The sequence below is a fragment of the Paracoccus sp. SY genome, assembly GCF_002901215.1.
GTDB lineage: Bacteria > Pseudomonadota > Alphaproteobacteria > Rhodobacterales > Rhodobacteraceae > Paracoccus > Paracoccus acridae.
Window position 1 is genome coordinate 245,623 of sequence record NZ_NWMQ01000001.1, and the last position, 19,879, is coordinate 265,501.

A 19,879-nucleotide genomic window follows, 5' to 3' on the forward strand; every position below is an offset into this window, starting at 1 on the left:
TCCGGCGGCCTAGCCTTGCGGCATCAGGAAATGGCCCGTCGCCTGCGCCATCAGCCGGGCGCGGTTGTCCTGCCATGCCTCGACCTGGACGCTGGCATAGCGCCGCCCCGACCGCACCACGCGCGCACGGGCATAGGCGTCGCGCGGCAGCCCGCTGCGCAGATAGTCCACGGTGAAGTCGATGGTCTTGGGCAGGCGCGGCGGTCCGGCCGCGACAGCCGCGTCGGGAACGGTGCGGCCGGACTCCATGTCCTCCCACATGGCGGCCCAGGCCAGTTCGATGATCGCGGTCGTTTCCAGGAACGCCGCCGTGACGCCGCCGTGGATGGCGGGCAGCATCGGGTTGCCGATCAGCTTTTCGTCATAAGGCAGGATCGCGGTCAACTCGTCCCCGCGCCGGTCGAAGCGGATGCCCAGCCATGTCAGATAGGGCACGCCGGACACAAGCGCCGCCAGGGCGGAATCGCGGCGGGACTTGATCCGGTCCAGGGGTTCGCGGCGGTCCATCGGCATCATCTTTCGACCGTGAAGGCGCCGGTGGCGGCGGCGACGGGATTGGCCTCGTCCTCGTCCAGGGCCACGGCCCGGACAAAGGCGACGGTCCGCGTCAGGTGATAGCACTCGGCCTTGGCCGTGATCCGCTGGCCCTTGGTGGCCGAGCGCATGTAGTCGATGCGCAGATCGATGGTCGCCGTCGAGGACGGACCCGACGGGTGCGACATCACCGCCGCCCCGCAACTGGTATCCATCAGCGCCGAAACCACGCCGCCATGAACCACGCCGCTGCGGGGATCGCCGACAAGATGTTCGGCCCAGGGCATGCTGATCGTGGCCGATCCCTTGCCCAAGGCATCGACCCGCATCCCCAGGGCGCGGGCATGGGGGATCGCCTCGATGAACTGCTGGGCGATTCGCGTCTGATCCGTCTCGGACATGCCTGTCTTCCCTGTGCCCCGGTCCATTGTCGCGCCACGCTATCCCCGACCGGCCCGCACGCTCAACCCCCGTCCCTTGCGCTTGGGCGCGCCAAGCGGATACCCTTGCGTCAGTTGCCACAGGAGGGGGCGGATGCCGGGCGAGCAGACGATCAGTTTCAAGGACATGTGCGCGCGCTTCGACGTCACGCCCCGAACGCTGCGCTATTACGAATATATCGAACTTCTGAACCCCCGGAAGGAAGGCCGCGCGCGCTTCTATGGACCGCGGGAAATCGCGCGCATGACCCTGATCCTGCGCGGCCGCCGGTTCGGCTTCTCGCTCGAGGAGATCCGGCAATGGCTGCTGATCTATGAACAGAAGGGATCGCGCGAACAGTATCAGGTCTGGCTGGATCTGGCCGACCGGCAGTTGAAGGTCCTGGATGAACAGATCGCCGACCTTCAGTCCGCCCGCACCGACCTGCAAGCCCTTCGTGAGACTGCGGCGCAGGAATTGAGCGACATGGGTTGACCCAGCGTCACGGTTGTCCTTGACTTCCCCTGTGACGCGGCGTCTTGCTTACGTTCGCGTCAACTTGCCCCTATATTGTGGTCAAGGACGGCAGACGGTGAATGAGGAGGAACCGCGATCCATGTCCGACGAGCTGATGACGATTCGCCAGATGTGCGATGCGTTCGGCGTAACCCCCCGCACGCTGCGCTTCTACGAGGCGCGCGAGCTGATCTTTCCCGAACGTCGCGGGCAGCATCGCCTGTATGACCGCCGGGACAGGGCACGCCTGACGCTGATCCTGCGCGGCAAGCGGTTCGGCTTCAGTCTCGAGGAAATCCGCCAGCTGCTCGAACTCTACGAGCCGGGCGGCACGAACAAGGCACAGATCGCCGCGACCATCTCGGTCGGACGGCAGCGCCTTGCCGACATGGAACGCCAATATGCTGAGCTGAGCGAGGCGATCGTCGATCTCAGATCCCAGCTTTCCGATGCAGAAACCCGTCTTGCCGCCGCGTCCAACGACACGACCACAGGGTAAAGCCATGACGATTTACATCCCGCCTGTCCGCGACATGCAGTTTGCGCTGCATGACGTGCTGAAGCTGTCGCAATCGGGCCTGCCGGGCCACGAGGATCTGGAACCCGAATTCACCGAGGCCATTCTTGAAGCTGCCGGCAAGCTGGCGGCCGAGGTTCTGGCGCCGCTGAATGCCGTGGGCGACAAGCAGGGCTGCCGGCTGGAGAATGGCGTCGTTCGCACCCCCGATGGCTTCGACCGGGCCTTCCAGGCGGTGAAGGAAGGCGGCTGGACTGCGCTTGACTGCGACCCGGAATACGGTGGCCAGGGGATGCCCTATGTGATGGGCGTCGCGACGGGCGAGATGTTCGTGTCGGCCAACATGGCCTTCAACATGTACCAGGGCCTGACCCATGGCGCCTATTCTGCGATCCACGCCCATGGGACGGACGAACAGAAGCAGACCTATCTGCCGAAGATGGTCGGCTGCGACTGGACGGGCACCATGAACCTGACGGAACCGCATTGCGGGACCGACCTGGGGATGCTGCGGACCAAGGCCGAGCCGCAGGACGACGGCAGCTATCTGATCACCGGGCAGAAGATCTTCATCTCGGCCGGCGATCACGACCTGGCGGAAAACGTCATCCACCTGGTACTGGCCAAGGCCCCTGGCGGGGGCGAGGGTACGAAGGGCATCAGCCTGTTCATCGTGCCGAAGTTCCTGGTGAACCCGGATGGATCGCTGGGTGAACGCAATGGCGTGACCGTCGGGAAGCTGGAAGAAAAGATGGGCATCCACGGCAACTCGACCTGCGTCATGAACTATGACGGCGCGAAAGGCTGGCTGCTGGGCGACCTGCACAAGGGGATGCGGGCGATGTTCACGATGATGAACGAAGCCCGGCTTGGTGTCGGCCTGCAGGGCTATGCCTGCGCGGTGCCCGCCTATCAGAACGCCGTCGCCTATGCCAAGGACCGCCTGCAGGGCCGCGCGGTCACGGGCCCCGTCAATGCCCAGGGCGCGGCCGATCCGCTGATCGTCCATCCCGACATCCGCCGTTCGCTGATGGACCAGAAGTCCTTCCTGGAAGGCGCCCGCATGCTGGCGCTGTGGGGGGCGCATCTGATCGACAAGGGCCACAATGGCGACGCCGATGCCGAAGGCCTCGTGTCCCTGCTGACCCCGGTGATCAAGGGCTTCCTGACCGACAAGGGCTTCGAGACGGCCGTGCTGGCCCAGCAAGTCTATGGCGGCCACGGCTATATCGAGGAATGGGGCATGTCGCAGTTCGTCCGCGATGCCCGCATCACCATGATCTACGAGGGCGCGAATGGCGTGCAGGCCCTGGATCTGGTGGGCCGCAAGCTGGCGCAGGACGGCGGCAAGCATGTCATGGCCTTCTTCGAGATGGTGAAGTCCTTTTGCAAGCGGCACGGCGAAAGCTCATTGGCCGCCGATTTCATCGCGCCTCTGAAGGCCGCGTCGAAGGATCTGCAAACGGCGGCCATGTTCTTCATGGAACGCGGCATGAAGAACCCCAACGACGCGCTGTCGGGCAGCTATGACTTCATGCACCTGTTCGGACACGTGACGCTGGGCTTCATGTGGGCGCAGATGGCCGTCGCCGCGCAAGAGGCGCTTGACGCAGGCAAGGGCGACGCAGCGTTCCTGAAAACCAAGCTTGCGACCGGACGTTACTACATGAAGCGGCAGTTGCCGATGACTGCGACGCATCTGGCGCGCATCCAGTCCGGCGCGGCCCCTGTCATGGAGCTTGAGGCAGAGGCATTCTGAAGCGGCGTGTGAGAAGGCAGGGTCGGAGTGGGTATTTGGACAACGAAGAAGCGGATGCGTCCCGGCCCCTCCTTCCTTCCGGTCGGTCCGGCATGTCTCAGCCAAGAACCGGGACGACTTCTCCGTTGACGGTCATCGGCTCCCCAGCCTGTACCGTAAGGCCATGATAAACGCCTTTAGATTGAAGAAGGGTTAATCCGCGCCTTCTTCGTTGCAAAAATACCCCGCGGGGGTCCGGGGGCGCGAAGCCCCCGGCGGTGGAGGAACAGGATGACCGCGCAACTCTGGTGCTTTGGCGAATCCGGCAATGCCTACAAGGCGGCCCTGACCATGGAACTGGCCGGCTATGACTGGACGCCCGTTTACGTGGACTTCTTCAACGGAGAGGCTCGCACCCCCGCCTTTCGGGCCATCAACCCAATGGGCGAGGTTCCGGTCTTCCGCGAGGGCGATTTGGTCCTGTCCCAGTCCGCCGTGATCCAGATGCATATCGCCGAACGCACCGGCAGGCTTCTGGGCAGCGACCGCAATGAAACCCTGCGTTGGCTGATGTTCGACAACCACAAGCTGTCCGGGCAGGCAGGTCCGGCGCGCTTTCTTCTGAACTTCCTGCCTGCGGACAGACGGCCGGTCGGGGCGGCGGAATATCTGCAAGGTCGGCTCAAGGCAGCCTACAGGGTGCTGGATGACCATCTGTCCTCGCGGGATTGGGTCGCCGACGCGGACCCCACGATTGCCGATGTCGCCTGCTGTTCCTATCTCTTCTATCCTGAGCCCTTCGGCTTTGACCGGAAGGACTGGCCCCATATCGACCGCTGGCTGGCCGCGATCGCCGACTTGCCCGGCTGGAAACACCCCTATGACCTGATGCCCGGCAATCCATCGGACCGGGCGCCCAAGGAGGACGCATGACCGACGCATTCATCTATGACGCCGCCCGCACCCCGCGCGGCAAGGGCCGCAGCGACGGCAGCCTGCACGAAGTCACCTCGCTGGCTCTGTCCGCCCGCCTGCTGAACGCCGTCAAGGACCGCAATGGACTGGAAGGCAACGCCGTCGAGGATGTGATCTGGGGCAATGTCACCCAGGTCAAGGAACAGGGCGGATGTCTGGCGCGCTCGGCGGTCCTGGCCTCGGATCTGGACGAACGCATTCCCGGCCTGTCGATCAACCGCTTCTGCGCAAGCGGGATGGAGGCCGTCAATCTGGCCGCGAACCAAGTCAAGGCGGGCGCGGGCAGCGGCTATATCGCCGGCGGCGTCGAGATGATGAGCCGCGTCCCCATGGGCAGCGACGGGGCGGCCATCGCCGTCGATCCGACGGTGGCGATGAACCAGTATTTCGTCCCGCAAGGCATCAGCGCCGACATCATTGCCACCGAATACGGCTTTACCCGCGAGGAAGCCGACAAGCTGGCCGTGGAAAGCCAGAACCGCGCCGCCCGCGCCTGGCAGGAAGGGCGCTTTGCCCGGTCCATCGTGCCGGTCAAGGACCAGAATGGGCTGACCATCCTGGACCATGACGAATACATGCGGCCCGGCACCACCATGGAGGATCTGGCCAAGCTGAAGCCCGCCTTCAAGGACATGGGCGAGGTGATGCCCGGCTTCGACAAGGTCGCGATGCTGAAATACCCGCATCTGGACCGGATCGAGCATATCCACCATGCCGGCAACAGCAGCGGCATCGTCGATGGCGCCGCCGCCATGCTGATCGGGAACGAGGAATTCGGCAAGGCCCATGGCCTGAAGCCCCGCGCCCGCATCCGTGCCACGGCCAAGATCGGCACCGATCCCACCATCATGCTGACTGGCCCGGTTCCGGTGACCGAGAAGATCCTGGCAGACAGCGGCATGTCCATCGGCGACATCGACCTGTTCGAGGTGAACGAGGCCTTCGCCGCCGTCGTGCTGCGCTTCATGCAGGCCTTCCAGGTCGATCCGGGCAAGGTGAACGTCAATGGCGGCGCCATGGCACTGGGCCATCCGCTTGGCGCGACAGGCGCGATCATCATCGGCACCCTGCTGGACGAGCTTGAACGGCAGGACAAGACCGTGGGCCTTGCGACGCTGTGCATCGCGTCCGGCATGGGCGCCGCCACCATCATCGAACGCGTCTGAGGGAGGCTGCGGACATGACTGACTTCATCATGAAAAAGGACGCCGACGGCGTCGCCGTCATCACCTGGGACGTGCCGGGCAAGTCGATGAACGTGCTGTCGCTGGAGGGTGCGGCCGAACTGGACGCCCTGATCGACGACGCGCTATCGGACGAGGCGGTCAAGGGCATCGTCATCACCAGCGGCAAGAAGGACTTTGCCGCCGGGATGGACCTCAATGTCATCGCACAGATGAAGGGGGGCGGCGCGCAGCAGGTCTTCGACGGGATCATGACGCTGCATCATGCCCTCCGCAAGATCGAGCGCGCGGGCATGGACCCCAAGACCCTCAAGGGCGGCAAGCCCGTGGCGGCGGCGCTGCCCGGCACGGCGCTTGGCATCGGGCTGGAACTGCCGCTGGCGACGCATCGCATCTTTGCAGCCGACAACCCCAAGGCCAAGATCGGCCTGCCCGAGATCATGGTCGGCATCTTTCCCGGCGGCGGCGGCACGATCCGCCTGTCGCGCAAGCTGGGCGCCATGGCGGCCGCGCCATACCTTCTGGAAGGCAAGCTGTCGGACCCGAAGAAGGCCAAGGCCGCGGGCCTTATAGACGAGGTGGTGGCCGATCCCGTCGCCGCTGCGCGCGAATGGGTGCTGAACGCCAAGGACGCGGATCTGGTCAAGCCCTGGGACCAGAAGGGCTACAAAATGCCAGGGGGCGAACCTTATCACCCGGCGGGCTTCATGACCTTCGTGGGCGCATCCGCCATGGTGAACGGCAGGACCATGGGCGTCTATCCGGCGGCCAAGGCGCTGCTTTCGGCGGTCTATGAAGGGGCGCAGGTGCCTTTCGATACCGCGCTCAGGATCGAGGCGCGGTGGTTCACCAATGTGCTGATGAACCCGTCCAGCACGGCGATGATCCGCAGCCTGTTCATCAACAAGGAGGCGCTGGAAAAGGGCGCGAACCGCCCCGAGGCACCGGACCGGTCGGTGAAGAAGGTCGGCATCCTCGGCGCCGGGATGATGGGCGCGGGTATCGCCTATGTCAGCGCCATGGCAGGCATCCAGGTGGTGCTGATCGACGCGAAGCAGGAGGCCGCCGACAAGGGCAAGACCTATTCCGAAGGCCTGCTGGACAAGGCCATCAGCCGCAAGAAATCGACCGAGGAGAAGAAGGCCGAGGTTCTGGGCCGTATCACCGCCACCACCGATTACGCCGCGCTTGAAGGCTGCGACCTGATCGTCGAAGCCGTGTTCGAGGATCCCGCCATCAAGGCCGAGGTCACGAAAAGGGCCGAGGCCGTGATCCCGCAGGACGCGATCTTCGCCACCAACACCTCGACCCTGCCGATCAGCGACCTGGCGAAGGCAAGCGCCCGGCCCGAGCAGTTCATCGGCATCCACTTCTTCAGTCCCGTGGACAAGATGATGCTGGTCGAGATCATCAAGGGCCAGCAGACCAGCCCGCGCGCGGTCGCCAAGGCGCTGGATTTCGTGCGCCAGATCCGCAAGACGCCGATCGTCGTCAACGACGCGCGGTTCTTCTATGCCAACCGCTGCATCATCCCCTATATCAACGAAGGCATCCGCCTGGTGGCCGAGGGGGTCAGCCCTGTGCTGGTCGAAAACGCGGCCAAGATGATGGGGATGCCGCTGGGTCCGCTGCAACTGGTCGATGAAACCAGCATCGACCTGGGCGTGAAGATCGCCAAGGCCACCCGCACGGCCATGGGGGATGCCTATCCCGACGGAAACGTGGACGAGGTGCTGTTCTGGATGGCCGACCAAGGCCGCCTGGGCCGCAAGTCGAATGCGGGCTTCTATGCCTATGGCGACGACGGCAAGCGGCAGGGTCTGTGGGACGGCCTCGCCGCGCGTTATCCGCAGTCGGACGATCAGCCGGACCTGACCACGGTCCAGCACCGGCTGATGTTCGTGCAAACCCTCGAAGCCGTGCGTGCCTTCGAACAAGGCGTGCTGGAGGACATCCGCGAAGGCGATGTCGGCGCGATCCTGGGATGGGGCTTCGCGCCTTGGACGGGCGGTCCCTTCGCCTGGCTGGACATGCTGGGCGCGGCCCGCGCGGTCGAGATCTGCGACAGGCTGTCGGCCGAACATGGCGAACGCTTCGCCGCCCCGCAGATGCTGCGCGACATGGCCGAAAGCGGGCAGTCCTTCTATGACCGCTTCGGCGCCGGCAAGAAGGCCGCCTGAACCATGCGAAACGCCCCGGCTGTTGTGGCCGGGGCTTGCCTTCATCCTGATGGGCAATCAGCCGTCGCCGCAGGCGAGGCGCGATCCCTACAAGGCCATGTCGTCGCGATGGACCAAGGCGGCGCGGCCGGTGTAGCCCAGGATCGCCTCGATTCGGTCGGACCGGTGGCCCGCGATGCGCCGCGCCTCGTCGGCGGTATAGCGGGTCAGGCCATTGGCCAGCGTCTCGCCCGAGGGGCCGGTGATCGCCACCGGATCGCCCCTGCCGAAATCGCCCACGATGGTGCGCACGCCCGCCGGCAGCAGCGACTTGCCCCGGCGTAGCGCCTCGACCGCGCCCTCGTCCACGACAAGCGCGCCCTTGGGCTTCATTGCGGCGATCCAGCGCTTGCGGGCAAGCTGGGGATCGCTTTCGGGCAGGAACCAGCTGCACCGCGCGCCACTCGCCACCGCCGATAGCGGGCGCATCACCGACCCTTCGGCAATCGCCATGGCGCAGCCCCCGGCAATCGCGGTGCGCGCGGCCATCAGCTTGGTCTTCATGCCGCCCTTGGACAGGCCCGATACCGGGTCGCCGCCCATGGCTTCGATCTCGGGCGTCAGGGCCTCAATCACTGGCAGGTGGCGGGCGGTCGGGTCGGTCTTGGGATTGGCGGTGTAAAGCCCGTCCACGTCCGACAAGAGCAGCAACTGGTCCGCGCCGCAGGTCACGGCAATCTGGGCGGCAAGACGGTCGTTGTCGCCAAAGCGGATCTCGTCCGTCGCCACCGTGTCGTTTTCGTTCACGATGGGCACGACGCCCAGGCCCAGCAGCGTCTGCATGGTCGCCCGGCTGTTCAGATAGCGACGGCGGTCAGCGCTGTCCTCCAGCGTCAGCAGCACCTGCGCGGTGGTCACGCCATGGGGGGCCAGCGCTTCCTCATAGGCGCGCGCCAGCCGAATCTGGCCCACGGCGGCGGCGGCCTGCGCCTGTTCCAGCGGCAGCGCGCCCCCCGGCAGGCCCAGCACCCGCCGTCCCAGCGCGATGGAGCCCGAGGACACCAGCACCACGTCGCAGCCCCGCCCGCGCCATAGGGCCACGTCGTCGCAAAGGCCGCGCAGCCAGTCGCCGCGCAAGCCCTGTTCGTCCACCAGCAGGGCCGAGCCGATCTTGACGACCAGCCGCCGCGCCTGCGTCAGCGATGGGCTTACGGCTGCCATGGCGCCTCGGGTTCGTCCTTGGCCTTGCGCCGCGTCGGCTCGATCTGCGTCCACAGCGCCCGCAGCACCTCGGTCACGCCCAGCTTGGCCACCCCCGACATCAGCAGCACCGGCCCGCCGATCTCGGCCTCCAGCGCGGCCCGACGTTCGGCGATGGTGTCGTCGTCTAGGGCGTCGATCTTGTTCAGCGCCGTCACGCGTGGCTTGTCCATCAGCACCGGGGAATAGGCCTCAAGCTCGGTCAGGATGGTGCGGGCGTCGGCCGCCACATCTTCCGAGGTTCCGTCCACCAGATGCAGCAGCACGTTGCTGCGTTCGACATGGCCCAGGAACTGGTCACCCAGGCCCCTGCCCTCGCTCGCGCCCTCGATCAGGCCGGGAATGTCGGCCATGACGAATTCGTATCCGTCGATGCCCACCACGCCCAGGTTCGGGTGCAGCGTGGTGAAGGGATAATCCGCGATCTTGGGCCGGGCGTTCGACACGGCGGCCAGGAAGGTCGATTTCCCGGCATTCGGCAGCCCCACCAGGCCCGCATCCGCGATCAGCTTCAGCCGCAGCCAGATGGTGCGTTCCACCCCCGGCTGGCCGGGATTGGCGTTGCGCGGGCTGCGGTTGGTCGAGGTCTTGAAATGCAGGTTGCCCCAGCCGCCATTCCCGCCGCGCGCCAGCAGCACACGCTGGCCGGGTTCGGTCAGGTCGGCGATGACGGTTTCCTCGTCCTCCTCCAGGATCTCGGTCCCGACGGGCACCTTGAGGGTGATGTCCTCGCCCGACTTGCCGGTCATCTGGCTGCCCATGCCGTGTTGGCCGGACTTGGCGAAGAAATGCTGCTGATAGCGGAAGTCGATCAGGGTGTTCAGGCCCTCGACCGCCTCGGCCCAGACATCGCCGCCATTGCCGCCGTCCCCGCCGTCGGGGCCGCCATATTCGATGAACTTCTCGCGCCGGAATGACACGCAGCCCGCGCCGCCGCCGCCCGAGCGGATATAGACTTTGGCGAGGTCAAGAAATTTCATGGGTCAGGCTCCTGTTCAAGGGAATGCGATACGCGCTTGGTTTCGGTCGTGCAAGGGCGCGGTCTGGCAATGCGGCAGACCCGCCCTATGTAAAGAACGAAGGAGACCCCGATGATCCACTTCGACAACAGCTATGCCCGTATGCCGGAAGGCTTCTTTGCCCGCGTGGCCCCTACGCCCGTGGCCGAGCCCAAGCTTCTGGCGCTGAACGAGGGGCTTGCGCGCAGGCTGGGCCTGGATGCCGGATGGCTCTCCGGCCCCGAGGGCGTGGCGATGCTGGCGGGCAATGCCGTGCCGCAGGGGGCGGACCCGATCGCCCAAGCCTATGCCGGCCACCAGTTCGGCGGCTTTGTCCCGCAACTGGGCGACGGCCGCGCGGTGCTGCTGGGCGAGGTCGTGGCCCCCGACGGCGCGCGCTTCGATATCCAGCTGAAGGGCAGCGGGCCGACCCCCTTCTCGCGCCGGGGCGACGGGCGGGCCTGGATGGGGCCGGTGCTGCGCGAATATGTCGTCAGCGAATTCATGCACGCGATGGGCGTGCCCACCACGCGCGCCTTGGCCGCCGTCGCAACCGGGGAAACGGTCTGGCGCGAAAGCGGCCTGCCGGGCGCCGTGCTGACCCGCGTGGCCGCCAGCCATATCCGCGTCGGGACCTTCCAGTATTTCGCGGTCCGGGGACAGGAAGACGCGCTTGCCGCCCTGACCGACCATGTGATCGCCCGCCATTATCCCGCGGCGAACGGCCCGCTGTCCTTGCTGGATCACGTCGTCGCCCGGCAGGCGGAAACCATTGCACATTGGATGGCGCTTGGCTTCATCCATGGCGTGATGAACACCGACAACATGGCGGTGTCGGGGGAAACCATCGACTATGGCCCCTGCGCCTTCATGGATGTGTATCACCCCGACACGGTGTTTTCGTCCATCGACCGGGGCGGGCGCTATGCCTGGGCGCAGCAGCCGCAGATCGCCGTCTGGAACCTGGCGCAGCTTGCCACCTGCCTGATCCCCCTGATGGGCGAACGCGACGCCGCCATCGAGGCCGCGACGAAATCGGTTCACGGCTTCGCGCCGATCTATCAGGCTGCCTGGCGCCGCCGCTTCGGCGAAAAGCTGGGCCTGACCGAAGCCGCCGACGTGCAACCCCTGGCCGAGCGCCTGCTGACCATGATGGCCCAGCAGCGTGCCGATTTCACCCGGGTTTTCGCCGGCCTAGCCGACGGTCGCGCGCGGGACGAATTCATCGACCGGGATGCCTTCGACGCCTGGGCGGCGGATTGGCAGGCCCAAGGCCCCGATCCGGACCTGATGCGTCATGCGAACCCGGTCCGCATCCCGCGCAACCACCGGATCGAGGAAGCCATCGCCGCAGCGGTGGCCGACGATCTTGGCCCCTTCCGCCGCCTGTTCGACGCCGTGACGCATCCGCGCGACGCGCGTTCGGAATGGGACGACCTGGCCCATGCGCCCCTTGCGGAACAGATCGTGCATCAGACCTTCTGCGGCACCTGATCAAAACGCGGGCACTGCGTCACCCATGACGCCCCAGGCCCTTGCGGCCACCCTGCCCCTGGCTATCCTGCGCCGATCACGAAAGGCGGCATGTTCTTGTTGAGACTGGCAAGCTACAATCTGCACAAATGCCGGGGCCTGACCGGCCCGCACGCGCCGGAACGCAACCTTGCCGTCATTGCCGCCCTGCGGCCCGACATCATCGCCCTGCAAGAGGTCGATTTCCGCCTGGGCGCCCGCCCCGAGGCCCTGCCCCGCCGGCTGATCCGCGAGGCCACCGGGCTGGTGCCCGCGAACATGGCGACGACGGGCGAAAACTCGCTTGGCTGGCACGGCCAGACCATCCTGATGCGCCCGGATCTGGCGGAACAGGCGGTGCTGCGCCGCCTGCCCCTTCCAGGGATCGAGCCGCGCGGGGCGGTGGTCCTGCGCCTGCCAAGACTGACGGTGATCGGGGTGCATCTGGGGCTTGCCCGGTCGTCGCGGCGCGCGCAACTGGCGCGGATCACGGCCCAGGCCGCGCGGATCGCGGACGACAACATCGTGCTGATGGGCGATTTCAACGAATGGCACGACAGCCGGGGGCTGGAATCGCTGGCGGGCTTTCGGGTCATCGCGCCGGGGCCCTCCTATCCAGCGCCCTTGCCGCAGTTCCGGTTCGACCGCATTGCCATGTCCCAGCACCTGACCCTGCTGCGTCAGGGCGTCTTTACCGGGGCCAATGCGCGCGACGCGTCCGACCACCTGCCCATCTGGGCCGAGATCGAGCAGCCCTGAAATTGCCGCTTTCGGCCTGACCCGGCGGCAGCTATGAAGGCGCCGACATCAGGCAACGGAGGGGCACCCATGACCGCCATCATCGACATCTTCGCGCGAGAGATCCTGGACAGCCGCGGCAACCCGACCGTCGAGGTCGACGTGACGCTGGAAGACGGCACGATGGGCCGGGCGGCCGTGCCCTCGGGCGCATCCACGGGCGCGCATGAGGCGGTCGAGAAGCGCGACGGCGACAAGGCCCGCTACATGGGCAAGGGCGTGCTGGAGGCCGTGGCCGCCGTGAACGGCGAGATCGCCGAGAACCTGATCGGCGAGGATGCGACCGAACAGCGCGCCATCGACGCAATGATGTGCGAACTGGACGGCACGCCGAACAAGGGCCGCCTGGGCGCGAACGCGATCCTGGGCGTGTCGCTGGCGGTGGCCAAGGCCGCGGCGGATGCGACGAACCAGCCGCTGTATCGTTATGTCGGCGGCACGGGCGCGCGGATCCTGCCGGTGCCGATGATGAACATCATCAATGGCGGGGAACATGCCGACAACCCTATCGACATCCAGGAATTCATGATCATGCCAGTCAGCGCGGACAACATCCGCGACGCCGTGCGCATGGGGTCCGAGGTGTTCCACACGCTGAAGAAGGAACTGTCGGCGGCAGGCCTTTCGACCGGGATCGGCGATGAGGGCGGCTTTGCGCCGAACCTGTCCTCGGCCCGCGACGCCCTGGACTTCATCCTGCGCTCGGTCGAGAAAGCCGGCTACAAGCCCGGCGACGACATCATTCTGGCGCTGGATTGTGCCTCGACCGAATATTTCAGGAACGGCAAGTATGAAATGGCGGGCGAGGGCAAGTCCCTGACCTCGGCCGAGAATGTGGATTATCTGGCCGCGCTGTGCGCCGACTATCCGATCCTGTCGATCGAGGATGGTTGCGCCGAGGACGACTGGGACGGCTGGAAGCTGCTGACCGACCGTCTGGGCGGCACCGTGCAGTTGGTCGGCGACGACCTGTTCGTGACCAATCCCGCGCGTCTGGCCGAAGGCATCGCCAAGGGCTGCGGCAATTCGCTGCTGGTCAAGGTCAACCAGATCGGCACCCTGTCGGAAACGCTGGACGCCGTGCGCCTGGCCGACCGGAACGGCTATACCAGCGTGATGTCCCACCGCTCGGGCGAGACCGAGGACGCGACCATTGCCGATCTGGCGGTCGCCACCAACTGCGGCCAGATCAAGACCGGCAGCCTTGCCCGGTCCGACCGGCTTGCGAAATACAACCAGCTGATCCGCATCGAGGAGATGCTGGGCGCCACCGCCGAATACGCAGGCCGCAGCATCCTGCGCTGATCCACACCCTTCGGGTCGCCGGGCCGTCCGCGTTCCGCGCGGGCGGCCTTATTTTTTGCGTGGCGGTGCCGCAGACTACTCGACAGACGGCAGACAAGCACTAAACTGCGACCCATTCGGGCCGGGAACCCGTGGGAGGCCATCCCGACAGCCCTATCGGAGGAGAGTTCATGAAAGATTCCAAGACGCTGCACCGCAGGTCGTTCCTGACAACGGCTTCGGTCGGCGGTGTCGCCGCCGCAGCCGGCGCCACGCTGGCAGCGCCCGCGATCGCCCAGGAGGCGCCCACCATCAACTGGCGCGTGGCGTCGTCCTTTCCGAAGTCGCTGGACACCATCTATGGCGGCGGAGAGGAGATCTCGGCGCGCCTGAAGGAAGCTTCCGACGGCAAGTTCAACCTGCAGGTCTTCGCCGCGGGCGAAATCGTGCCGGGCCTGGACGCCATCAACGCGGCAGGCGACGGCACCGTGGAATGCGCCCATTCGGTGGGCTATTACAACTGGGGCAAGGATCCGGCCTTCGCCTGCGGCGCCGACCTGCCCTTCACCTTCAGCGCGCGCGCCAAGGCTGCCTATAACTATCACGGCGGCGGCATCGACCAGTACAACCAGTTCCTGGAAACGGTCGGCCTTGTGGCCTTCCCCGCCGGCAACACCGGCGTCCAGATGGGCGGTTGGTACCGCAAGGAGGTGAACACCGTCGCCGACATGCAGGGCCTGAAGATGCGCATCTCGGGCCTGGCCGGGCGCGTGGTCGAGAAGCTGGGCGTCGTGCCGCAGCAGATCGCGGGCGGCGACATCTATCCGTCGCTTGAAAAGGGCACCATCGACGCCGCCGAATGGGTCGGGCCCTATGACGACAACAAGCTGGGCTTCCAGAAGGTCGCGCCCTATTACTATTACCCGGGCTTCTGGGAAGGCGGGCCGACGGTCAGCCTCTTCATCAACAAGGCCAAGTACGACGAGCTGCCCGCCCATTACAAGGCACTGCTGCGGACCTGCTGCCAGGCATCCGACCAGAACATGCTGGCCAAGTACGACTATCGCAACCCGAGCGCGCTGAAGGAACTGGCCGCGTCGGGCGCGCAGCTTCGCTCCTTCAGCGAAGAGATCATGAACGCGGCCTTCACCGCCGCGAACGAGGTCTATGCCGAGTTGTCCGCCCAGAACGAGCATTTCAAGCGGCAATACGAGGCGCAGTTGCAGTTCCGCGACGACTGGTACCTGTACAACCAGACGGCGGAATACACCTTCGATACCTTCATGATGATCCAGCAGCGCAACGGCAAGCTGGCCCCCACCCAGGGCTGAGATCGTTCTGACAGGACAGAACCGCCGCGGATCATCCGCGGCGGTTTTTTCATGGGCGCTTCCCAAAGAAAGCGACGGAAAGAAAAAGGCCGGGTCGAACCCGGCCTTTCGTTGTCAGTTGCTGCCGCCAAGACCCGGCGGCGGGCCGCCCAGGCCCAAGCCGCCGGGGGCGGGTGCCGGCTGCGGCTCGGCCGGGGCTGCGGGGGCAGGCGCGGCCGGTGCGCCAAGCCCCGGCGGAGGTGCGCCAAGGCTTGGGGGCGTGCCCCCCAGACCGCCCGACGGTGCCGTGGTGCCGCCGTCGGCGGGTGCTTGCTGGCCAAAGGGCGCACCCAGGCCGCCCAGCGATCCAAAGCCGCCGCTGCTGCCGCCCATCCCTCCGGCCGGGATTTCAAGCCGGATGTTCGATGTGTCCACCGGCGCCCCCTTGTAGTGCATGACCATGCCGGGGAAGGCGATCACCACGCCGATCATCACCAGCTGGATGCAGACGAAGGGCACGGCACCCCAATAGATCTGCCCGGTCCTGACCGGCGCCATGCGTTTCTTCGTGACCTTGTCGATGTATTCGCCCTTGGGCGCCACCGACCGCAGGTAGAACAGCGCAAAGCCGAAGGGCGGGTGCATGAAGGCCGTCTGCATGTTCACGCCCAGGATGACGCCGAACCAGATCAGGTCGATGCCCAAGGCCTCGGCCGCGGGGGCCAGCAGGGGCACGATGATGAAGGCCAGTTCGAAGAAGTCCAGGAAGAAGGCCAGCAGGAACACCATGATCGACACCACGATCAGGAAGCCGTATTCGCCCCCCGGCAGCGAGGTCAGCAGGTGTTCGACCCAAATGTGGCCGTTCACGCCATAGAAGGTCAGCGAGAAGACCCGCGCCCCGATCAGGATGAACATCACGAAGGCCGACAGCCGCGTCGTGGCGTAAAGCGCCTGGCGGATCACGTCCATCGACAGGCGCTTCTTGATGCCCGCCATGAACAGCGCGCCGACCGCGCCCATCGCGCCGCCCTCGGTCGGGGTGGCGATGCCCAGGAAGATCGTGCCCAGCACCAGGAAGATCAGCGCCAGCGGCGGGATCAGCACGATGATGACCTGCTGGGCCAGCCGCGACATCATGTTGATGCCGGTGGCCTTGTCCAGCAGCGCCACGACATAGATCACCGTCACCGCGATCACGAGGCCCCAGATCGGCGCGTCGGATGCATGGGCCGGACCCAGCCAGCGGGTCGTCAGCCAGAAGATCCCGCCCGCGACCGCCAGGGCCACGATCAGCGAGGTGACGCCCGACCCAAGGGTCCGCGCCTCTTTCGGCAGCGCGGGCAGATAGTGGGGCCGGATGATCGAGACCACGAAGATATAGAGCATGTAGAACCCGGTCAGCACCAGGCCGGGGATCATCGCGCCCTTGTACATGTCGCCCACCGACCGGCCCAACTGGTCCGCCAGCACGATCAGCACCAGCGACGGCGGGATGATCTGCGCCAGCGTCCCCGATGCCGCGATGGTGCCCGAGGCGATCCGCCGATCATAGCCATAGCGCAGCATGATCGGCAGAGAGATGAGGCCCATCGCGATCACGGATGCCGCGACGACACCGGTGGTCGCCGCCAGAAGCGCGCCCACGATGATCACAGCATAGGCCAAGCCGCCACGGATCGGGCCGAAAAGCTGGCCGATCGTGTCCAGAAGATCCTCGGCCATGCCGGATTTTTCCAGAACGATCCCCATGAAGGTGAAGAAGGGGATGGCCAGCAACGTCTCGTTTGCGACGACCCCCCCGAAGAAGCGGTCCGGCAACGCGCCAAGAAGCGGCCAGGAAAGGTTGATGGACCCGCCCGACAGCGGCGCAAGCTCCACCCCGATGACGAAGAACAGAAGGCCGTTCGCCGCCAGGGCGAAGGCGACGGGATAGCCGATCAGCAGAAAGACGATCAGCGAAACGAACATGATCGGCGCCATGTTCTGCGCGATGAGTTCCATCATTTGCGGGCATCCTCGCGCGTCTTGTCGACGGGAATGTCGGTCAGCGGGTGATTGGGATCGGCAAAGCCCGCCTGCTTCAACAGTTCCTCGTCCAGATCAAGCGGCGCGTGGTGGCCGGTGGGGGCGTTGTAATCGGGGATGATCCCACGCATCACGGCGATCTTCTTGATGATCTCGGAAATGCCTTGGAACAGCAGCAGCAGGAAGCCCGTGAACAGAAGCGCCTTGGCGGGCCAAAGGATCAGGCCGCCCGCGTTCATCGACATCTCTCCGGTGCGATAGGATCGCGCCAGCCAGGGCCAGGTCAGCCACAGCGTCAGCAGGACCATCGGCATCAGGAAGAAGATATGGCCCAGAAGCTCGATCCAGTGTTGCACGCGGCGCGACAAGGTGCCGAACAGGATGTCGATGCGGATATGTTCGTTTTCCAGCAGCGTATAGGCCGCGGCCAGAAGAAAGGCGCCGCCGTAAAGATACCATTGCAGTTCAAGCCAGGCATTCGACGAAACGCTGAACGCCTTGCGGATGATCGCGTTGATCGCGCTGACGAAGATCGCCAGCAGGATCAACCAGGATACATTCCTGCCGATCACGGTGTTGACGCGGTCGATGCCGCGCGAAAGGGCCAAAAGGCCGTTCATGAAGAAGTCTCCCCCAAGGGTCGGCCTTTTTTGGCCTTTTGACCGTTTGTTCGTTACTCGGCGGGTATGCGCGATGCAGAAAAACCGGTCAAGAATTTCGATGCCGGCGGAGCCTGTCGGCGGCGGCCGCTTGATCCGGCAGGCTGCCTGCACAGCCCCTGCTGCGATCAGGGTGCCATCGCCTCCCTCAGTGATTGCATGTGACGCCACGTCGCCACCATCGGCTGAACCGATCCAAGGGTCAGATTAATGACTGTTTTTCAGGTGCAAGCGTTTGGGCACGGCCCCATGCGCTGCCTGTTCGCTCACGCAGATGCAACCACCGCGCGCATGATCCAATCTTTACCCGCATCCATGTTCCGTTAGTCTGGGTGCCTTGCGCGCAAGCGAAAAGCCTTCATCGACAAGGGGAGACGCCGATGTCCAAGCTGTTCACCACAACCGCCCTTCTGGCCGCCCTGGCCCTGCCCGCCCAAGCTGTCCAGCCCGCCGAGGGCGAGACGCTGGCCGACAGCCAGACCTATACCTATTGGCTGCTGGATGCGATCAAGACGCTGGATCCGGCCAAGAACACCGATGTCGAAGGCTCGGACGTGCTGCGCCAGTTGTTCGAGGGGCTGATGAACGAGGACGCGACCGGCGGAATGATCCCCGGCGTCGCCGAAAGCCATACCGAAAGCGACGACGGGCTAACCCATACCTTCACCCTGCGCGACGCCAAGTGGTCGAACGGCGATCCGGTCACGGCGGGGGATTTCGTCTATGCCTGGCAGCGCGCGGTGAACCCCGAAACCGCGTCCGAATACGCCTGGTTCCTGGAACTGATGAACATCCGGAACGCCACCCAGATCATCGCGGGCGAAATGACGCCCGACCAGCTTGGCGTCCGTGCGGTGGACGACAAGACGCTGGAGGTCACGCTGACCACGCGCACCCCCTATTTCCTGAAGACGCTGTCCCACGCCACCACCTTCCCGGTGCCGCAAAAGGTCGTCGAACAGCATGGCGACGCCTGGACGCAGCCCGGCAACCTGGTCGGCAACGGCGCCTTCATGCTGGAAAGCCACAACCTTGGCGTGGACATCACCATGGTGAAGAACCCGAACTATTGGGATGCCGCAAACGTGGTGATGGAAACCGTGCGCGGCGTCACCGTGAACGACAACAATATCGGCCTGACACGTTACCTGGCGGGCGAACTGGACCGCGTGCAGATCCCGGCGGGCCAGTATCCGCGCCTGTCGCAGGAATATCCCGACCAGGCGATCTCGATCCCGTATTCCTGTTCCTATGCCTATGTCTTCAACGTGTCCGACAAGGGCCCCGAGGCGCTGAAGGACGTGCGCGTCCGCCAGGCGCTGACGCTGGGCCTGAACCGCGACATCATCGTGAACCAGGTGCTGCAAGGCGGCCAGAAGCCCGCCTATAGCTGGACCCATTGGGCGACCGAGGGCTTCCAGGCCCCGGATGCAGAAATCGCCACCATGACCCAGGAGGAACGGACCGAGAAAGCCCGCGCCCTGCTGACCGAGGCGGGCTATGGCCCCGACAATCCCCTGTCGCTGTCGCTGCAATACAACACCGACGAAAACCACAAGAAGCTGGCCATCGCCGCGCAGCAGTTCTGGAAGCCCTTGGGCGTGAACATCACGCTGAACAATGTCGAATGGAAGGTGCATACCGACCGGATGCAGAACCAGGATTTCGACATGGCCCGCTATGCCTGGTGCGCCGACTATAACGAGGCGACGACCTTCCTGGATTGGTTCCGCACCGACGGCTACAACTCGGGCAAGTGGTCGAACGCGGAATACGACAAGCTGATGGCGGATTCCAAGACGGCCGAGGATACCGCGCCGCTGTACAAGCGGGCCGAGGAGATCCTGGCCGAGGAAGTGCCCGCGGCCTTCGTCTATCACTATTCCAAGGTCGACATGATCAACCCGGCGATCAAGGGCATTCCCACGGAAAACGTAACGAATGCCTGGTATGCCAAGGATCTGTATCGGATCGCCCAGTAAGGCCC

General features: G+C 65.4%; 17 protein-coding genes. 11 read left to right on the forward strand and 6 right to left on the reverse strand.

The window, feature by feature from the left end; translation table 11 throughout:
- Window positions 1-9: 9 nt before the first annotated feature.
- Both CK944_RS01185 and CK944_RS01190 read right to left on the reverse strand, forming a co-directional pair.
- A complete protein-coding gene (locus CK944_RS01185; RefSeq protein WP_370463848.1) occupies window positions 10-516 on the reverse strand; it encodes a PaaI family thioesterase in 507 nt (168 codons plus the stop codon).
- Entirely contained in the window at window positions 513-935 is a 423-nt protein-coding gene (locus CK944_RS01190) for a PaaI family thioesterase (protein WP_103171175.1), read from the reverse strand. The genes CK944_RS01185 and CK944_RS01190 overlap by 4 nt, the downstream gene beginning before the upstream one ends.
- A 133-nt stretch (window positions 936-1,068) precedes the next feature.
- Between CK944_RS01190 and CK944_RS01195 the strand changes: the two genes are divergently transcribed.
- The 6 genes from CK944_RS01195 (at window position 1,069) to CK944_RS01220 (ending at window position 8,064) form a co-directional block, all read left to right on the forward strand.
- Entirely contained in the window at window positions 1,069-1,449 is a 381-nt protein-coding gene (locus CK944_RS01195; protein WP_103171176.1) for a MerR family DNA-binding transcriptional regulator, read from the forward strand.
- A 121-nt stretch (window positions 1,450-1,570) separates the two neighbouring features.
- Entirely contained in the window at window positions 1,571-1,969 is a 399-nt protein-coding gene (locus tag CK944_RS01200; protein ID WP_103171177.1) for a MerR family DNA-binding transcriptional regulator, read from the forward strand.
- 4 nt (window positions 1,970-1,973) lie between these two features.
- Complete coding sequence (locus CK944_RS01205) at window positions 1,974-3,746, forward strand: acyl-CoA dehydrogenase C-terminal domain-containing protein (RefSeq protein ID WP_103171178.1); 1,773 nt, start codon at window positions 1,974-1,976, stop codon at window positions 3,744-3,746.
- A gap of 270 nt (window positions 3,747-4,016) precedes the next feature.
- Complete coding sequence (locus CK944_RS01210) at window positions 4,017-4,658, forward strand: glutathione S-transferase family protein (protein ID WP_103171179.1); 642 nt, start codon at window positions 4,017-4,019, stop codon at window positions 4,656-4,658.
- Window positions 4,655-5,866 (forward strand): acetyl-CoA C-acetyltransferase, encoded by a 1,212-nt coding sequence (locus tag CK944_RS01215; RefSeq protein ID WP_103171180.1) that lies wholly within the window; start codon window positions 4,655-4,657, stop codon window positions 5,864-5,866. The genes CK944_RS01210 and CK944_RS01215 overlap by 4 nt, the downstream gene beginning before the upstream one ends.
- 14 nt (window positions 5,867-5,880) lie before the next feature.
- Window positions 5,881-8,064: a 3-hydroxyacyl-CoA dehydrogenase NAD-binding domain-containing protein gene (locus CK944_RS01220; protein WP_103171181.1), complete on the forward strand. Its 2,184-nt coding sequence runs from the start codon at window positions 5,881-5,883 to the stop codon at window positions 8,062-8,064.
- A gap of 87 nt (window positions 8,065-8,151) precedes the next feature.
- On the opposite strand, the gene proB is transcribed toward CK944_RS01220, so the two are convergent.
- Both proB and obgE read right to left on the reverse strand, forming a co-directional pair.
- Window positions 8,152-9,264 carry a glutamate 5-kinase gene (proB, locus tag CK944_RS01225; RefSeq protein WP_103171182.1) on the reverse strand — a complete coding sequence of 371 codons (1,113 nt, stop codon included), beginning with the start codon at window positions 9,262-9,264 and terminating at the stop codon, window positions 8,152-8,154.
- Window positions 9,252-10,283, reverse strand: a complete 1,032-nt coding sequence (gene obgE / locus CK944_RS01230) for a GTPase ObgE (RefSeq protein ID WP_103171183.1) — start codon at window positions 10,281-10,283, stop codon at window positions 9,252-9,254. The genes proB and obgE overlap by 13 nt, the downstream gene beginning before the upstream one ends.
- A gap of 111 nt (window positions 10,284-10,394) precedes the next feature.
- Between obgE and CK944_RS01235 the strand changes: the two genes are divergently transcribed.
- The 4 genes from CK944_RS01235 (at window position 10,395) to CK944_RS01250 (ending at window position 15,226) form a co-directional block, all read left to right on the forward strand.
- Window positions 10,395-11,795, forward strand: a complete 1,401-nt coding sequence (locus CK944_RS01235; RefSeq protein ID WP_103171184.1) for a YdiU family protein — start codon at window positions 10,395-10,397, stop codon at window positions 11,793-11,795.
- A 90-nt stretch (window positions 11,796-11,885) separates the two neighbouring features.
- The gene (locus CK944_RS01240; protein ID WP_103171185.1) at window positions 11,886-12,572 is read left to right on the forward strand and encodes an endonuclease/exonuclease/phosphatase family protein; all 687 of its coding nucleotides are present in this window, start codon (window positions 11,886-11,888) and stop codon (window positions 12,570-12,572) included.
- Window positions 12,573-12,641: 69 nt separating this feature from the next.
- On the forward strand, window positions 12,642-13,916 hold the full coding sequence (eno, locus tag CK944_RS01245) for a phosphopyruvate hydratase (RefSeq protein WP_103171186.1): 1,275 nt from the start codon (window positions 12,642-12,644) through the stop codon (window positions 13,914-13,916).
- A gap of 188 nt (window positions 13,917-14,104) precedes the next feature.
- Window positions 14,105-15,226 (forward strand): TRAP transporter substrate-binding protein, encoded by a 1,122-nt coding sequence (locus CK944_RS01250; RefSeq protein WP_103171320.1) that lies wholly within the window; start codon window positions 14,105-14,107, stop codon window positions 15,224-15,226.
- Between the two features lie 114 nt (window positions 15,227-15,340).
- Here the strand turns inward: CK944_RS01250 and CK944_RS01255 are convergent, their stop codons facing one another.
- Together CK944_RS01255 and CK944_RS01260 are read right to left on the reverse strand one after the other, a co-directional pair.
- Window positions 15,341-17,212 (reverse strand): TRAP transporter large permease subunit, encoded by a 1,872-nt coding sequence (locus CK944_RS01255; protein ID WP_103171187.1) that lies wholly within the window; start codon window positions 17,210-17,212, stop codon window positions 15,341-15,343.
- Window positions 17,209-17,853 carry a TRAP transporter small permease subunit gene (locus tag CK944_RS01260; protein ID WP_103171188.1) on the reverse strand — a complete coding sequence of 215 codons (645 nt, stop codon included), beginning with the start codon at window positions 17,851-17,853 and terminating at the stop codon, window positions 17,209-17,211. The genes CK944_RS01255 and CK944_RS01260 overlap by 4 nt, the downstream gene beginning before the upstream one ends.
- Before the next feature lie 419 nt (window positions 17,854-18,272).
- On the opposite strand from CK944_RS01260, the gene CK944_RS01265 reads away from it, so the two are divergent.
- Window positions 18,273-19,874: a peptide ABC transporter substrate-binding protein gene (locus CK944_RS01265; RefSeq protein WP_103171189.1), complete on the forward strand. Its 1,602-nt coding sequence runs from the start codon at window positions 18,273-18,275 to the stop codon at window positions 19,872-19,874.
- Window positions 19,875-19,879 lie beyond the last annotated feature (5 nt).

What these genes read in the sequence shown, in the direction of transcription:
- CK944_RS01220 (WP_103171181.1), top strand. Translation starts at nt 5,881, where the DNA reads ATGACTGACTTCATCATGAAAAAGGACGCCGACGGCGTCGCCGTCATC.
- CK944_RS01200 (WP_103171177.1), top strand. Translation starts at nt 1,571, where the DNA reads ATGTCCGACGAGCTGATGACGATTCGCCAGATGTGCGATGCGTTCGGC.
- CK944_RS01235 (WP_103171184.1), top strand. Translation starts at nt 10,395, where the DNA reads ATGATCCACTTCGACAACAGCTATGCCCGTATGCCGGAAGGCTTCTTT.
- CK944_RS01240 (WP_103171185.1), top strand. Translation starts at nt 11,886, where the DNA reads ATGTTCTTGTTGAGACTGGCAAGCTACAATCTGCACAAATGCCGGGGC.
- CK944_RS01265 (WP_103171189.1), top strand. Translation starts at nt 18,273, where the DNA reads ATGTCCAAGCTGTTCACCACAACCGCCCTTCTGGCCGCCCTGGCCCTG.
- CK944_RS01205 (WP_103171178.1), top strand. Translation starts at nt 1,974, where the DNA reads ATGACGATTTACATCCCGCCTGTCCGCGACATGCAGTTTGCGCTGCAT.
- CK944_RS01260 (WP_103171188.1), bottom strand. Translation starts at nt 17,853, where the DNA reads ATGAACGGCCTTTTGGCCCTTTCGCGCGGCATCGACCGCGTCAACACC.
- proB (WP_103171182.1), bottom strand. Translation starts at nt 9,264, where the DNA reads ATGGCAGCCGTAAGCCCATCGCTGACGCAGGCGCGGCGGCTGGTCGTC.
- eno (WP_103171186.1), top strand. Translation starts at nt 12,642, where the DNA reads ATGACCGCCATCATCGACATCTTCGCGCGAGAGATCCTGGACAGCCGC.
- CK944_RS01215 (WP_103171180.1), top strand. Translation starts at nt 4,655, where the DNA reads ATGACCGACGCATTCATCTATGACGCCGCCCGCACCCCGCGCGGCAAG.
- CK944_RS01255 (WP_103171187.1), bottom strand. Translation starts at nt 17,212, where the DNA reads ATGATGGAACTCATCGCGCAGAACATGGCGCCGATCATGTTCGTTTCG.
- CK944_RS01210 (WP_103171179.1), top strand. Translation starts at nt 4,017, where the DNA reads ATGACCGCGCAACTCTGGTGCTTTGGCGAATCCGGCAATGCCTACAAG.
- CK944_RS01185 (WP_370463848.1), bottom strand. Translation starts at nt 516, where the DNA reads ATGATGCCGATGGACCGCCGCGAACCCCTGGACCGGATCAAGTCCCGC.
- CK944_RS01190 (WP_103171175.1), bottom strand. Translation starts at nt 935, where the DNA reads ATGTCCGAGACGGATCAGACGCGAATCGCCCAGCAGTTCATCGAGGCG.
- obgE (WP_103171183.1), bottom strand. Translation starts at nt 10,283, where the DNA reads ATGAAATTTCTTGACCTCGCCAAAGTCTATATCCGCTCGGGCGGCGGC.
- CK944_RS01195 (WP_103171176.1), top strand. Translation starts at nt 1,069, where the DNA reads ATGCCGGGCGAGCAGACGATCAGTTTCAAGGACATGTGCGCGCGCTTC.